The sequence below is a fragment of the Streptomyces sp. NPDC058632 genome (assembly GCF_042717095.1).
Classification (GTDB): domain Bacteria; phylum Actinomycetota; class Actinomycetes; order Streptomycetales; family Streptomycetaceae; genus Streptomyces.
In genome coordinates this window covers 1-14,602 of sequence record NZ_JBHXQZ010000140.1, presented here as the reverse complement: position 1 = coordinate 14,602, position 14,602 = coordinate 1, and the positions used below count along the sequence as shown (strand labels likewise).

The 14,602-nt window shown below is 72.7% G+C and carries 11 protein-coding genes and 2 pseudogenes; 10 read left to right on the top strand and 3 right to left on the bottom strand.

Features of this window, described 5'->3' with window-relative positions; all coding sequences use genetic code 11:
* Nucleotides 1-48: 48 nt before the first annotated feature.
* Nucleotides 49-1,599 carry an FAD-dependent oxidoreductase gene (locus ACFWVE_RS33080; protein WP_384022317.1) on the bottom strand — a complete coding sequence of 517 codons (1,551 nt, stop codon included), beginning with the start codon at nt 1,597-1,599 and terminating at the stop codon, nt 49-51.
* 23 nt (nt 1,600-1,622) lie between these two features.
* Nucleotides 1,623-2,537, bottom strand: coding sequence for a diiron oxygenase (locus ACFWVE_RS33075; RefSeq protein WP_384022314.1), 915 nt, complete (start codon nt 2,535-2,537; stop codon nt 1,623-1,625).
* Between the two features lie 164 nt (nt 2,538-2,701).
* Between ACFWVE_RS33075 and ACFWVE_RS33070 the strand changes: the two are divergent.
* The 9 genes and pseudogenes from ACFWVE_RS33070 to ACFWVE_RS33030 all read left to right on the top strand — a co-directional run bounded on the left by ACFWVE_RS33070 (nt 2,702) and on the right by ACFWVE_RS33030 (nt 12,869).
* A pseudogene (locus tag ACFWVE_RS33070) lies at nt 2,702-2,990 on the top strand (metal-sensitive transcriptional regulator).
* A 121-nt stretch (nt 2,991-3,111) separates the two neighbouring features.
* Complete coding sequence (locus ACFWVE_RS33065; RefSeq protein WP_384022312.1) at nt 3,112-3,516, top strand: DUF302 domain-containing protein; 405 nt, start codon at nt 3,112-3,114, stop codon at nt 3,514-3,516.
* A gap of 480 nt (nt 3,517-3,996) precedes the next feature.
* Complete coding sequence (locus tag ACFWVE_RS33060; RefSeq protein WP_384022309.1) at nt 3,997-5,355, top strand: rhodanese-like domain-containing protein; 1,359 nt, start codon at nt 3,997-3,999, stop codon at nt 5,353-5,355.
* Nucleotides 5,356-5,402: 47 nt separating this feature from the next.
* On the top strand, nt 5,403-5,768 hold the full coding sequence (locus ACFWVE_RS33055; RefSeq protein ID WP_384022306.1) for a rhodanese-like domain-containing protein: 366 nt from the start codon (nt 5,403-5,405) through the stop codon (nt 5,766-5,768).
* A complete protein-coding gene (locus ACFWVE_RS33050; RefSeq protein ID WP_384022304.1) occupies nt 5,765-6,508 on the top strand; it encodes a sulfite exporter TauE/SafE family protein in 744 nt (247 codons plus the stop codon). The genes ACFWVE_RS33055 and ACFWVE_RS33050 overlap by 4 nt, the downstream gene beginning before the upstream one ends.
* 154 nt (nt 6,509-6,662) lie before the next feature.
* The gene (locus ACFWVE_RS33045) at nt 6,663-7,238 is read left to right on the top strand and encodes a rhodanese-like domain-containing protein (RefSeq protein ID WP_384022301.1); all 576 of its coding nucleotides are present in this window, start codon (nt 6,663-6,665) and stop codon (nt 7,236-7,238) included.
* Nucleotides 7,239-7,859: 621 nt separating this feature from the next.
* Nucleotides 7,860-9,854 carry an ATP-binding cassette domain-containing protein gene (locus ACFWVE_RS33040; protein WP_384022298.1) on the top strand — a complete coding sequence of 665 codons (1,995 nt, stop codon included), beginning with the start codon at nt 7,860-7,862 and terminating at the stop codon, nt 9,852-9,854.
* 162 nt (nt 9,855-10,016) lie between these two features.
* A complete protein-coding gene (locus ACFWVE_RS33035; protein WP_384022295.1) occupies nt 10,017-10,454 on the top strand; it encodes a DUF2809 domain-containing protein in 438 nt (145 codons plus the stop codon).
* Nucleotides 10,455-10,883: 429 nt separating this feature from the next.
* A complete protein-coding gene (locus ACFWVE_RS33030) occupies nt 10,884-12,869 on the top strand; it encodes an ATP-binding cassette domain-containing protein (protein WP_384022292.1) in 1,986 nt (661 codons plus the stop codon).
* Between the two features lie 341 nt (nt 12,870-13,210).
* On the opposite strand, the gene ACFWVE_RS33025 is transcribed toward ACFWVE_RS33030, so the two are convergent.
* A complete protein-coding gene (locus tag ACFWVE_RS33025; protein WP_384022289.1) occupies nt 13,211-14,140 on the bottom strand; it encodes an oxygenase MpaB family protein in 930 nt (309 codons plus the stop codon).
* Nucleotides 14,141-14,278: 138 nt separating this feature from the next.
* Between ACFWVE_RS33025 and ACFWVE_RS33020 the strand changes: the two are divergent.
* Nucleotides 14,279-14,602, top strand: a pseudogene (locus ACFWVE_RS33020) (hypothetical protein); the annotation flags it as partial.

Sequence of the window (14,602 nt, the reverse complement as noted above, 5' to 3'; positions counted from 1 at the left end):
CCTGTGGCCCCGCCGGCGGCGGGGCCACAGGTGGGGGGCCGTGGGGAGTCAGCGGCGTCGGCGGCGTGCGAGGCGGCGGAATGCCTTCGGTCCGCCGGTCGGCGCGGGCAGTACGCCCGCGACCGCATCGGTCAGCAGGGTGCCGACCGTCTCGGCCGCGCACGTGCGGTTCGCGCCGATGCCTCCCGAAGGCCCGCGTTTGATCCAGCCCACGACGTAGGTCCCGGGCCTGCCGGGCACCCGGCCGCGCTCGTGCGGAACGGTCCCGGTGTCCTCGTCGAACGGCAGTCCCGCCGGGGGCACTCCACGGTGGCCGACCGCCCGCAGCGCCAGGCCGGCCGGGATCTCCCGCTCACCGGCGCCGCCGGTGACGCGCACCGCACGGACGGCTTCGTCTCCGCGGACTTCTACGGGCGCGGAGAGGAAGCGGAACACGATGCGGCGCCGCCCTCCTGCCGCCCCGGGGGCGAGGGACCAGTCGACGGCCTCACGTGCCACGCCCTGCAGCAGTCCCGCCTTGTCCCCGGCCCCGGCGGCGTCGATCGTGGCCCCGATGCGCGCATCGTGGTCGTCCACGAGCAGGTCCACGCCGGGGAGGTGCTTCAGAGCGAGCAGTTCGGGCCTGGTGTACGCCGCGTGTTCCGGACCACGGCGCCCGAGCAGCACCACCTCGCGCACCGTGCTCCGGCGCAGCTCCTCCAACGCGTGGCCGGCGATCGCCGTGCCGGCCAGTGTCTCCGGGTCGGAGACCAGGATCCGGGCGACGTCAAGGGCGACGTTGCCGTTGCCGACCACGACGACGCGTCCGGCCGAGAGGTCGACGGCATCCGGTGCGACCTCCGGGTGTGCGTTGTACCAGGCGACGAAGGTGGTGGCGGGGAGACTGCCCGTCAGGTCCTCGCCGGGTATGCCGAGCCGCCGGTCCGCGGCCGCGCCCACGGCGTAGATCACCGCATCGTGGTGTGCGGCGAGTTCCTCGGCCGTGACGCCCGTGCCCACGTCGAGGCCGAGGTGCATGCGCACGCGAGGGTGGGTGCGGAAGCGGGCGAAGGTGTCGTCGATCTTCCTGGTGGCCGGATGGTCCGGCGCCACCCCGTACCGGACGAGTCCGCCGGCGACCGGAAGCCGGTCGACGAGGGTCACCTCGGACCGGGTGTGGAGCAGCAGGTCCTCGGCGGCGTACATGCCGGCCGGTCCGGTGCCGACGATCGCCACCCGGAGCGGCCGGAAGTCCGGCGGCAGGACACGGTCGAAGGCCGGTCTGCCCCAGGGGTGGAAGGTCGGGCCGAGGCCGGCCGCCCCGGAAACCGCCGGTGTCCTCGCCTCCGCCCGTGACGTCGTTCCGGCGTGCTCGAAGTGGGCCGCGTTGATGTCGGCGTACTCCCGCTGTCCGCCGGTCAGGCTGTCGACCGGGAAGACGGCGTCCACCGGGCAGGCGTCGGCGCAGGCACCGCAGTCGATGCACGTCTTCGGGTCGATGTACAGCATCTCCGTGCTGCCGAAGGCCCGCTCCTGGGGCGTGGGGTGGATGCAGTTGACCGGACAGACGGATACGCAGGTGGCGTCCGTGCAGCAGGTCTGGGTGATCGCGAAGGCCATGTCGTCCGCTCGCCTGGAGGTCGTCAGATCAGATGGGCGCGCTTGTAGAAGAACAGCGCGGGCCTGGTGAGCAGTCCCACCGAGGCCAGGAAGTCCATCAGTCCGGAACAGCTCGAGCGCATCATCGACTTGTGATGCTCGTTGGCCTTCGCCTCGCGAAGGGCGCGCGTCTCGTCCAGTCCCGCGTTGGCGTAGACCTTCCGGTTCACCATGCTGGTGACGATGACGTAGGACGCCACGGCGATCAGGAAGGAGTGGATCTGGCGGCGCACGCGTCCGGCGCGCGCGAGGTGCCTGCGCGTCTCGTCGCGGGCGAACCTCATGTGCCGTGATTCCTCGACGACGTGGATGTTGTTGATGGTGCGGACGAAGGGCACGACCCGTTCGTCGCGCATCCAGTCACGCTGCATGACGTCGAGGACCTCCTCGGCGACCAGGATCGCCGCGTACGCCGCTTCACCGAACGCGACGGTCTTGAAGAACCGGCCGAGTTCGACCGCTGCCCGGTGGGGGCGATAGGCCGGTGCCCGAAGCTTCTTCGCGCCGCGGGCGAACATGATCGAGTGACGGCACTCGTCGGCGATCTCGGTGAGCGCCCACTGGACGGTGTCGTCCGTCGGGTCCTTGGCATAGACGTCCCGCAGCACCATCTGCTGCAGGATCATCTCGAACCAGATTCCGGTGCTGGCCACCGAGGCGGCCTCCTGCCGCGTCAGCGCCTTGCGCTGCGCGTCGGTCAACTCGTTCCAGTACTCCGTCCCGTAGAGGGTGCTCCACTCCGGGCTGGTGCCGTGGAAGCCCTCGTCGAGCGGGGTCTCCCAGTCGACCTCGGTGAGCGGGTCGTACGAGAGCCGCGCGGAGGAGTCGAGCAGCCGCCGCGCCATGTCGTTCTCTGGCGTGCGGCTCCTGGTCTCCGGTCGCGAGATGCTGATGGCCATGCTGGGACTCCTCGAGTCGGGTCCGGGAAGTGCCCCGCCCTCTCCTGCTATTACTGGCGGTAACAGTGACTTGCTGACGAACCTTATAGCAAGAGACGTCGCGTGCCCACCCTTGAGCGAATTGGTACACGCAATACCCCTAGGGGTATTGTCAGGGAGTGATCGTGGAACTGGAACCCGAGGGTGCGGACCTCACGTCCGTACTGAACCGGCTGCGTCGCGCGCAGGGCCAGATCTCCGGCGCCATCAGGATGATCGAGGAGGGGCCGCGACCGCGAGGACGTCGTCACACAGCTCGCCGCCGCGTCCCGCGCCCTGGACCGTGCGGGTTTCGCCATCATCGCCACCGGTCTGCAGCAGTGCGCGACCGGCATCGAAACCGGGCGGAAGAACGGCGAGGACACCGAGCAGATCCGCGGCCGGCTGGAGAGGCTCTTCCTGTCGCCGGCGTGAGAGCCGTACGGGACGCCCGGTCCGGCACCCGCGCATCCGAGTGACCGCGCCGCAGCGTACGAGTGGCTCACAGCCACCCGGATACCCGCTCCCGCATCGGGACCGACTGAAAGGCGAGACCATGCACTACGCCCGCACCGTGCACCTCGACGCCGACTTCGCCACCACCGTGGACCGGGTGCGCGAGGCCCTCGCCGCCCAGGGCTTCGGCGTCCTCACCGAGATCGACGTCACCGCCACCCTCAAGGCCAAGCTCGGCCACGCCATGGAGGAGTACGTCGTCCTCGGCGCCTGCAATCCCTCCCTCGCCCACCGCGCCCTGGACACCGACCGCTCCATCGGCCTGCTGCTGCCCTGCAACGTCGTCGTCCGCGCCGAGGGCGAGCACACCGCCGTACAGGCCCTCGACCCGGGCACGATGGTGACCCTCACCGAACTCGACGCCCTGCGCCCGGTCGCCGAGGAAGCCACCCGCCGCCTCGACGCCGCCCTCGCCTCGCTCACCGCCCGCGCCTCCGACGCCTGACCCGGTACGCGCGGCCGGGCCACGTCCTCGAGCCCGTAGCCGGTCACCCGGCGGCCGAGGCAGTCGCCCTCTTCGCACCACCGGGAGCCGGGCCGGCCACCGGGCCGGCCGGCCACCGGGACCACCATCCGGCCGCGCCGCCCCGTGCGCCTCCATCCGCACCCGCCCGTCCGGGGAAAGCCCCTCCCACGACGCGGGCGGGATGCCGCACACCCGGTGAGCCCTCCCCGCCCGCGTGCCGTGACGGGCCTCGCGCACACGCCGGGCCGCACGCTCTCGGCCGGACGGCAGGCCGCATGGACCGAGGACGAGCCCGCGACCATGCCCGGCATTCCTTTCCCTGCGTCGCACACGAGCCCCGGCAGCCATTGCCACGGACACGCGAGGAAGCGCCGGCAGACACACCAGAATACCCCGGGGGGTACCCGTGTTACGGTGGATACATACCCGGGGGGGTAATTTCACGGAAGGGACGTCTTCGTGTTCTTCGTCGACACCATCGAGCTCGAGGGCCTCGGCAACCGCCACTACCTGGCCGGCGGCAGGCAGACGGCCGTGGCGGTGGACCCGCCGCGCGACTTCGACCAGGTGCTGGTGGCGGCAGCCCGGCGCGGGGTGCGGATCACGCACGTGGTGGAGACCCACATCCACAACGACTACGTCACCGGTGGCCTGGACCTGGCGCGGGCGACGGGTGCCGGCTATCTGGTACCGGCCGGCGCGCAGGTGTCCTTCGACCGGGTGCCGGTGGCCGACGGCGACACCGTCACCGTCGACGACGGACTCGAGCTGCGGGCCGTCGCCACCCCGGGCCACACCCCCCACCACACCTCCTACGTGCTGATGGAGCAGGGGAGGCCGGTGGCCGCGTTCACCGGCGGTTCGCTGCTGATCGGCACGGTGGGCCGCCCGGACCTGGTGGAGCCCCGCCTGACCGAGCAGCTGGCCCGCGCCCAGCACGCCTCCGCGCACCGTCTGGCGGCCGAGCTGCCGGACGAGACCTCCGTGCTGCCGACGCACGGCTTCGGCAGCTTCTGCTCCTCGGCGCAGGCCGAGGGGGACGCCACGACGATCGGCAAGGAGAAGGCCGTCAACACGGCGCTCACCACGGACGTGGACTCCTTCGTCGCCCGGCTGCTGGCCGGCCTCGACGACGTCCCCGCCTACTACGCGTACATGGGTCCGGCCAACGCCGCCGGTCCGGCTCCGGTGGACCTGACGCCTCCGGCCGTCGCGGACGCCGGGGAGATCGCCGCTCGCCTCGCGGCCGGTGAGTGGGCCGTGGACCTGCGCAACCGGGTCGCGTTCGCCGAGGGGCACGTGGCCGGATCGTTCAACTTCGAGGCGGACGGCAAGATCGCCACGTACCTCGCGTGGATGATCCCGTGGGGCAAGCCGGTGACCCTGCTCGCCGAGTCCCCGGAGCAACTGGCCGCGGCCCAGCGGGAGCTGGTCAGGGTCGGCATCGACCGGCCCGCGGCCGCCGCGACCGGCACGCCGCAGGAGTGGGTGGCCGGGGGCGGTTCCCCCGCCTCCTTCCCCCGGTCCACGTTCGCCGGACTGGCCGAGCAGGACACGGACGGGATCGTCGTGCTGGACGTGCGGCGCGACTCGGAGCGGACCGCCGGGTACGTCGAGGGCTCCGTACACATTCCGATCCACGAGATGCACAAGCGGCTCGGCGAGGTCCCGGCGGGCACCGTGTGGGTGCACTGCGCCGGCGGCATGCGTGCCGCGATCGCCGCCTCGCTGCTGGACGCCGCGGGTCGTGACGTGGTGGCCGTGGACGACGGCTTCGACGCCGCCACCGAGGCCGGACTGACCGTGGTCACCGGCTGAACGGGCCCGCCCGCTCCCACCCCTACGACTTCTCGAGAGGTTGTGCGATGTCCCTCTTCCGTCGCGGTGAGAACCGCGTCACCGTGGACGAGGCCCACCGGCGCACCCGGGGCGCCGACGCCCCGGCCGTCCTGCTGGACGTGCGTGAACAGACCGAGTGGAACGCCGGACACGCGCCCGGCGCGGTCCACGCGCCGCTGTCCCGCCTCGCGGTGGGAGCGGCACTGCCGGGCGCGGCCCGGGAACGGCCGCTGGTGGTGATCTGCCGCAGCGGGAACCGCTCGCAGCGGGCCGCCGCCCTGCTGGCCGAACACGGCGCGCAGGCGGTGGACGTCAAGGGCGGCATGACCGCATGGGCCGCCGCCGGGCATCCGGTCGTCGACGACCGCGGGAACAGCGGCCCGGTGGCATGACGTCTCTGATTCTCGCGCTCGTCGCCGGTGCCGTCGTCGGCCTGGCCCTCGGCGGGCTGGGCGGTGGCGGCAGCGTCCTGGCGGTGCCCGCCCTGATCTACCTGCTCGGCTTCACCCCGGCGGACGCGGTCACGACCAGCCTGATCATCGTCGTCCTGACCACGGTCACGGCACTCGTGGGGCACGCCCGGGACGGCAACGTGGTCTGGCGGACGGGGCTGCTGTTCGCGGCGGCGGGCATCGTGCCCGCGATGATCGCCGGGGCCGCCGCCGGGCACCTGCCCCAGACGGTGCTGACCGTCGCCTTCGCCGTCGTCGCGGCGCTGGCCGCCCTGCGCATGCTGCGTCCCGCGCCCACCGGGACGTCCGGCGGGGTGCGTCCCGGCAGGGCCGGTGCCGCGGGCGCCGGGCTCGGCGCGGTGACCGGGTTCCTGGGCGTGGGCGGCGGCTTCCTCGCCGTGCCGGCCCTGGTGGGTGTGCTGAACCTGCCCATGCGCCGGGCCGTCGGCACCAGCCTGCTGGTCATCACGATCAACTCGCTGGCCGCGCTCGGCGCCCGGACCGGCTCCGGAACGCACCTGGACTGGACGGTCATCGCGCCGTTCACCGCGGCGGCGGTCCTGGGCGCCTGGGACGGAAAACGGCTGTCGGCGAAGGTCGGGGGCAGGACGCTTCAGCGCCTCTTCGGCTACCTGCTGCTCGCCGTCGCCGCCCTCATGCTCGTCGACGCGCTCCTCTGACCCTGCCCGCACGGTCCGGCACCGATCGCGGCTTCGCGCCCGCACGACCGATTCCCACGACCACCGCCCCTCACCGACATCACGCGAGGTACAGGAGCTCCCCCTCCCCCGCACCACGGCATCGACACGATCGACACGAAGGACGACATCGACCATGACCGCTCCCACCGCCCTCGACCCGCGCCAGGCCCGCTCCCGTCTCCACGAGTTCACCGTCATCGACGTCCGTACCCCCGGCGAGTACGCCGGCGGCCACGTCCCCGGTGCCCTCAACATCCCGCTCGACCAGCTGGACCGCGCCCTGCCGGACATCCGTTCCGCCGCCGACCGCGGCGAGGTCCTCGTCGTCTGCGCCTCCGGGGCCCGTTCCGAGAACGCCTGCCGGATGCTCGCCGAGAACGGCGTCCACACCGCCACCCTCTCCGGAGGCACCGGCGCCTGGGCCGCCGAGGGCCACGACCTCGACCGCCCCGAGGGGAACACGAAGGCGACCTGGGGCATGGAGCGCCAGGTCCGCCTGACCGCCGGCTCGGTCGTCCTGCTGGGCCTGGCCCTGGGCGAGTTCGCCCACCCGGCCTTCCGGCTGCTGTCCGCCGGCATCGCCGGCGGCCTGGTCTTCTCCGCCGTGACCAACACCTGCGGCATGGCCGCCGTGCTCGCCAAGCTGCCCCACAACCGGCCCCGCGGGGCCGACCTGGACACGACGCTGGCCCGGCTGCGCAGCAGCTGACCCCGAGACCGCGGCCCGCGAGAGGCCGACCGTCCCGGACGCTCCCGCTTCGGCCCGGACTCCGCCACGGAGCCCGTCCGGCCGGGCCGGGAGACGCCCCGTCCGCTCAGGTCAAGGAGCCGGTCTCCTTCCCGCCCCCGCCGGGAAGCCGGCGGAGCCGGAACGCGGCCGCCCCCGCCGGGCCGGCGCCGGCCGCGGAACCCGGTCGGAGACCGCGCCGCCGAGCCGTGCGGCTCCGTCCTCCCCGGCCGCCCCGGTGTCGGCGTCGGCGTCGGGCAGGGAGGGCAGCGCCGAGGCGCAGTCGAAGAGACGAGAGCCGATGCCGTGCTGACGCGTCGTTGACGACAGCCCGGCCCCGTGAACACGCGGGCGTGGGCCAGGGACGGGCCGTTCCCTGGGGCCCGCGGAACGGTCGGGGCTCCCGGGCAGGAAGCACGCTCGGCGTTTCGGCCACCGCCGCCGTGTGCCCGGTCCTTTGCCCGGCAAGGGTCGGTGCACCCCGCATGCTCCGCCGCGCCTCCAATCCCGGGGTTCGGCACCCGACCGAAACACATGTGTTCGAAACCCGGGCGGGGTCGTTGAGCCCGGCGAGTCAGTCGCAGCGACCGTCAGGGGGCCCCTTTGACCTCGGCCAGCACACAGGAACAGCCTGATCCCGGAGCATCGGACTCAGGGACCGATACGGATACGGATACGGGCACGACCACGGGCGCGGGCGCTCCGCGTGGTACGGGCAGCGTGCAGGAGGAGGAGTTCCTGTACCGGGACGAGTCCAGGCACCGGGCCGGCGCGCAGTTGACGACCGGGACGATGGCGCGGCGGCTGCCCGCGTTGGTCCGCCGGTCCCTGAGGATGGCCTGGCAGGTGGACCGCGGCGCGACGGTCGGGTTGCTGTCGTGCCAGGTCGCCTCCGGCGTGCTCGCGGCGCTGGGACTGCTCGCCGTCACGGGGACGATCACCGCGCTGATCTCGTCGGGCGACATCACCGAACGGCTGCGGGACGCCACGCCGCAGTTGGCGGTGATCGCGGTGGCGACCGGTCTGCGCGCGCTGCTGGGGATCACGGTGACGTGGCTGACCGGGCGGTTGCGGCCGGTGCTGGCGCGAGCGGCGGAACTGACGATGATCGAGGCCGCGCTCGGCGCGGAGCTCGCCGCGAACAACAAGCCCGGCTACAACGACTTCTACGACATCGCCGACCGCGGCGCCCAGGTCACCCCGGACCTGGTGGACGAGGCGCAGGACGTGCTGGCCTCGACGGCGACACTCGCCGCGGGCGCGACCGTACTCGCCGTGCTGCACCCCGCGCTGCTTCCGCTGCTGCTCCTGGCGTGCCTGCCGCAGGCCGCGGCGTATGTGCGGGCCGCGCGCGTGGTGTACCTGGCGGGTCTGGAGACGTCGGGGCGGCGGCGGATGCTGCACAAGCTGCGCTGGCACATGGCGTATGTGGAGTCCAGCGAGGAGATGCGGGCCTGCCTCGCCGGGCCGTTCCTCACCGCGCGGTACCGGCGGCTCGCCGCCTCGGTCAACACCGCGGAGCGCAGGGCCGCGGACACGGGTGCGTGGATGGGGCTGGGCGGTGCCCTCGCCGGCGGTGTGGCGTCGGCCGCGGTGTGGGCCGCGCTGCTGTGGCTGCTGGCCTCCGGCCGGATGGACCTCGCGGCCGGAGGCGGCGCGGTCTTCGCCCTCCAGACCGCGACGACGTCCGTGCGCGGCATCATCAACGGCGGGGCCCGCCTGGTCCGCACCGGCTGGTACGTCCAGGACTGGCAGAACTTCCTCGACAACGCCCACGGCCAGGCCATGGCGTCGTCCCGCGGCGACCGGACCCTGCCCGGGGCGCCGGAGCGGTTCGAGGTCCGGGACATCACCTACCGGTACGACGGGGCCCGGCGGGACAGTCTCAGCGGGGTCTCCCTCCAGGTGCGGCGCGGGGAGATCGTGGCGCTGGTCGGGGAGAACGGTTCGGGCAAGTCCACCCTGTCCCGGTTGATCTGCGGCCTGCTGCTGCCCACGTCCGGCGAGGTGGCGTGGGACCACACGACCACGGCCCGGCTGGAGCCCTGGGAGGCGTGGAAGCATGTCGCCCTGGTCCCGCAGAAGTACACCTACCTGCCGCTGACGCTCCGCGACAACATCACGTTCGGGCAGGGCGACACCGGTGACGCCGCCGTCCTCGCCGCCTGCGAGGCATCCGGGGCGTCGGACATGCTGCCCGGTCTGCGGTCGGGACTCGACACGCTCCTGACGTCGGAGTGGTACGGAGGCCAGCAGCTGTCCGGCGGGCAGTGGCAGCGTGTCGTGCTCACCAGGGCCTTCCACCGGCAGGCGGCACTGCTCGTCATGGACGAACCGACGGCCGCCCTGGACGCGCGGGCAGAGCACCACGTCTTCTCCGGGCTGCGGGAACTGGCCAAGGACCGGGCCGTCCTGCTGATCACCCACCGGCTCACCAACGTCGCCGTGGCCGACAGGATCGTCGTCCTCGACCAAGGACGGATCGTGCAGGAAGGGACGTACGCGCAACTCACCCGGGAGCCCGGGCTGTTCCGGTCCCTGTGGGAACTCCAGCAGCGCACCGGCGGGGAAACCCCGTCCTCCCCGGCCTCCGGATGAACCGCCCCGGGGCCGGCGGCAGTACTGACGCGTCGTTGCCGGGCTGTTCCCTGCGGCACGGTCGGCGGGAAGGGCAGCGTGTCCTGCCCGTCAGGGCGTTCGTGGTGGCCGGGAAGGCAGTACCTGCACCCGCCGGAGCCGGACATGCGGCAGGATGTCCCTGTGCCTCCCCTCCACGAAACCCACGAGCACGCCGACACCGGCCCGTCGCGGACCCGGCTGGTGGCGGCCGGGGTCGCGGTGGTGGTCGTCGGGCTCGGGCTGGGGCTGCGGGCCGTGGCGGTGGGGAGCGTGGCCAAGTACGGCGGGGACGCGCTGTACACCGTGCTGGTTCTCGCTCTCGTCGTCGCCCTGGCGCCACGCATGTCGCCGGGGGCGGCGGCGGCGAGTGCGCTGGCCTTCAGCTGGGGGATCGAGTTCCTTCAGCTCAGTGACGTGCCCGCGGAACTGGCCGAGCGCAGTACCGCCGCCCGTCTCGTGCTCGGTTCCACCTTCAACGCGCCCGACCTGTTCTGGTACGCGGCCGGTGCGGCAGCGGGCCTGCTCGTCCACACCTCGGTGGTCTCGCGTACCGCACGCGGGCGTACGGGACCCGTCTGACGCTCCCCGCACCCCGCGCCCCGCACTCGGTCCAGGGCGGGCCGGCCGGCGGGCCCACGGCCGGCCGCCGGCCGCCTGGAACGCACGTCCGAGAGCTGAACGTCCATCGGATGAGATGGCCGACTATCAGCCGAGGTGACAGCAGTTTTCATCCTCTGTTCCTCATAACGGCGACACCGAATCCCCAGCCGACCGATCATCTGTCCCATCAGTCCGCATGGCGCCCCGAGGAGTGTTCATGCATACCGTGTACAGCCCTGCGCCCGTTCATCCGGCGTTCGAACCCACTGCCGTCCTCCCTGCCGTGGCCGCTGGCCACGCCGACGCCGCCCGCGGATCCGACGCCCGCGCTCCCCGAGGGGAAGCGGGGCATCCGGCATGACGGAAACCGGGAAGGTTCCGAGGGCCAAAGCCGGGAGGCGTCCGGTGATGAGGTTCTTCGGGCGTGTGCGGATGGCCGAGCCCCAGGTCTCCGATGCCGAACGGGAGTTGTTCGGTGGTCCGCTGCGCTATGACATGGGCTGGTCCGAACACGAGCACGCCCGGCTCGACCTGACCCTGTTGTCCGCTCTGCGCTCCATGCCCGGACTCGTCGGGACGACCTTGCGGATGGCGTGGCAGGCGGACCGCCGGGCCCTGCTCGCCGTCGCGCTCAGCGAGGTCGGACAGGGAATCGCCGCGGCCGTCGGACTGCTCGCGGTCAACGCCGTCATGCACGCGCTGCTCGGCTCGGGCACGCCGGTGGAGCGGCTGCACGCGATGCTCCCCGGCCTGATCACCGCCGCCGGCGCGGCCGCGGTCAACTCGGTTCTGGCCGGCTGGTCCACCGCGCGGGCGGGCCGGCTGGAGCCACTGGTCGAGCGGATCGCCACGACCCAGTACCTGGCCGCCGCCGCATCGGTGGAGCTGGAGGCCATCGAGGACCCGGAGTTCCGGCGGCTGATCGATGTCGCCCAGTACGGCGCCGCGTCCGCCCGCCACATGATCGGCGCCTGCTTGGCCTCGCTGAACGGGGGCATCTCCCTGATCTCCACGGCCGGAGTGCTCACCATCCTGCACCCGGCCCTGCTGCCCATGCTGGTCCTGATCGCGGCGCCACGCGGCTGGGGGGCGATGCGGGTGGCACAGGAGCGGTACGTGTCGGTGATGAGCTGGGTCGAGCACGTACGGGCCGGCCGCCTCATCGGCAATCTGCTCACCGAGCGCACCGCCGCGCAGGAGGTGCGCATTCACTCCGTCGGACCGTTCCTGCTCAGCCGCTACGAGCGCATGGCCGAGAGCGCCGAGGCCGAGCAGGAGCGGCTGGCCTCCAGCAAGGCCGTCACGGAGTGGGTGGCCGCCGCGCTGTCCGGCGTGGCCATGGCCGCCACGTACGGGATCATGTTCTGGCTGATCACGAGCGGGCACATGGGCCTGGCCGTCGCCGGCACGGCGGTCATCGCCGTCCGCTCCGGCTCGGCGAGCCTGGGCGGGCTCGTGATGAACGTGAACCAGCTGCACGAGGAGTCCCTCTACGTCCGCGACCACTCCCGTTTCCTGGACGAGGCGACGCGCCGGACCATCCCGAGCGGGGGTGCTCCCGTTCCCGCACGGGTGCACAACGTCTTGCTCGACCGGGTCACCTACCGCTACCCGGACCGTTCGACCCCTGCGCTGGACGAGGTGTCACTCACGCTGCCCATGGGCTCGGTGACCGCCGTGGTCGGCGAGAACGGATCCGGCAAGAGCACGCTGATGAAGCTGCTGTCGGGTCTGCTGCTGCCGCAGAGCGGGACGGTGCGGTGGGGCGATGCCGAAGCGGCTTCGCTGGACCGCGCCCAGCTCTTCGACCGCGTCACGCTGCTCACCCAGGACTTCCAGCGCTGGCCTGTGACGGCGGCGATGAACATCCGGATCGGCCGGCCCGCCCACGAGGCCGGACCCGACGCCCTGGAGCCCTCCGTGGCCTACGCGGGTGCCGGACCGGTCGTCGCGAAACTCCCCGACGGCCTGCGCAGCCTGCTGGCCCGCGTGTTCCGCGGCGCCAGTGAGCTCTCCGGCGGCGAGTGGCAGAAGATCGGTCTGGCCCGTACGCACTGGCGCGACTCCACGTCGGCGGCGGACGGCGTCCTCATCGTGGACGAGCCCACTTCCGCCCTCGATCCCGAAGCCGAGATCGCCGCCTTCGACCGGATCCGCCGGCTCGCCGCCCCGAACCGGAGCGTCGTCCTCGTCACGCACCGCATGTCCGGTGTCCGGTACGCCGACCGCATCTACGTCCTGCATCAGGGCCGCCTGGCCGAACAGGGCAGCCACGAGGAACTGATGGCCGCCCAGGGCCGCTACGCCGCGATGTTCGACGCCCAGGCCGCCCAGTACGCCCCGGCACCCCCTGTCCCGCGCCCGGCCTCGTCCCCCGTCACGGATCCCGCCTGAACACGCCTCTCCGCCCGCTCTCCCGCTCTCCCGCTCTCCGGGAGTTCACACGACCGGTCGAGGAGCTCAACGCCGTTTCTCCATCCACGGAGCCTTCCCGGGGCCGAGGCCACCGGCCCCGGGCCGTCGGGCTGCGCGGGCTCCGGCCGGAGGCGGTCGGGGACGAGGCGGATCAGTTCGCCGGTGAACCGGTCCCTCGGGATGGGCGGGCGGCGGTCAGCTGGGCGAGGACGAGTTCGCCGATGCGTTGCTCGAAGGCGCGCAGGGTACGTCCGTCGTCGAGGCGGGTTCGAGGCCCGCGTCCGGACCGGCCGCATGTGCGTGGCCGCTGTCCATGCCGGTCACCACGCTCCCAGGGGCCGCCGGGTGGCGGGGTCGGTGCCCGGCCGGTGGGTGGCCCAGTGGGCGAGGGCCAGGGAGACGGCGATCCTGAGCGGCGGCGGTACGAGCGCCATCAGGAGGCGCACCAGTCGAGCGAAGCGCCGCAGGGCGCGTTCCTGGCGTTTGCTCCAGCTCAGGTGCAGCCGTTCCCGCAGTTCGGGTGGCAGGGTGCCGACCGTGACCAGCAGGGCGTAGTGCGCGGCCACGCGGGCGAACGGCCGCCAGAGCGGGCCGGGGATCCATCGGAACGGCTTGGCGGGGCGGGCGAGTGCGTCCAGGACGTCCTGGACCGACTGGTTGTGCTCCAGGCGCCGGGCCACCATCGCGTCGTAGTAGGCGACGAAGGACGTCCAGTCCGGGGGAAGGTGATGCTCTTTCAGGCCCCATACGCGGCCGACGTCCCGCATGCCGCGGTAGTACTCCTCCAGTTCCTCCTGCCGCATCCCCTTGCCGAACAGGCGCTGGGCGTCCACGGGGCCTTTGACGAGGGTCGCGTGGACCCAGTGGTAGGCCTCCGGGTCGAGCGCGTGGTAGCGGCGGCCCGCCGAGTCGGTGCCCTTCATCGGGGTGTGCACCCGGACGAGGCGGCGTGCCTCGGCGGTGGCGGCCTCCTGGCCTCCGTAGACGACCGTGGTGAGCGAGAGGAGCGTACGGATCAGGCGGGGCCAGGGGTCGGCGCGGAAGGTGCTGTGGTCCGCGACGCCGGCGCCGACCACGGGGTGCGACACCTGCAGCAACAGCAGCTGGGGGGCCATGAGCGTGGAGCGGGCGTCACCGAAGTAACGCCAGACCACGCCGCCTCTGCGGGGCGCCCGGATGCGTGACGCAACGTCGGCCTGCTTGTTGGCCACTCGAGTCGGCGGACCGGAGGTGTGCGGCGTGCCGTTCATGAGACTTCCGTTCCTCCGTCGCGTCCGGAGTAGTGACCCGCCCCGTGGAACACGTCAATGGTTTTTGTGTCTTCGGCTCTCTCGACGGTCCGACCGGAACGCCGTCCCGCCCCGTCGCTCCGGCCTGAGGGAACTCTCATGAGGGACGGAGAGGCACGCACCGGCGACATCCCCACAGGAGAGGGCCGCACCCCCGTCGAGCGCAGCGGCGTCATGTTGGTCCCCTACACCCTGGCCGTGGGCATGTCCTCCTTCCCATCCTCCATCGGCTCCAGCGGCGGCGCCAAGCCGGTCCTGCCGGCCGCCGTCAAGAACGGCACGGTCTCCGGAGCCCGGGCCGGCCGCGACGCCTCCACCCTGACCGGCCCACCGGGCGTGACCGGCCCGAAGGGCGTCCGGTGGTCGCCGCCGGCCGGTGAGCGGCTCCGGTCCGCCGTTCGAGACGTCGAATACGTTCGACAC

Excerpts from the sequence above, each read along its gene's own strand:
- ACFWVE_RS33080 (WP_384022317.1), bottom strand. The coding sequence starts at position 1,599 with ATGGCCTTCGCGATCACCCAGACCTGCTGCACGGACGCCACCTGCGTA.
- ACFWVE_RS33075 (WP_384022314.1), bottom strand. The coding sequence starts at position 2,537 with ATGGCCATCAGCATCTCGCGACCGGAGACCAGGAGCCGCACGCCAGAG.
- ACFWVE_RS33065 (WP_384022312.1), top strand. The coding sequence starts at position 3,112 with ATGCACTACGCCCGCACCGTGCACCTCGACGCCGACTTCGCCACCACC.
- ACFWVE_RS33055 (WP_384022306.1), top strand. The coding sequence starts at position 5,403 with ATGTCCCTCTTCCGTCGCGGTGAGAACCGCGTCACCGTGGACGAGGCC.
- ACFWVE_RS33050 (WP_384022304.1), top strand. The coding sequence starts at position 5,765 with ATGACGTCTCTGATTCTCGCGCTCGTCGCCGGTGCCGTCGTCGGCCTG.
- ACFWVE_RS33045 (WP_384022301.1), top strand. The coding sequence starts at position 6,663 with ATGACCGCTCCCACCGCCCTCGACCCGCGCCAGGCCCGCTCCCGTCTC.
- ACFWVE_RS33030 (WP_384022292.1), top strand. The coding sequence starts at position 10,884 with ATGAGGTTCTTCGGGCGTGTGCGGATGGCCGAGCCCCAGGTCTCCGAT.
- ACFWVE_RS33025 (WP_384022289.1), bottom strand. The coding sequence starts at position 14,140 with ATGAACGGCACGCCGCACACCTCCGGTCCGCCGACTCGAGTGGCCAAC.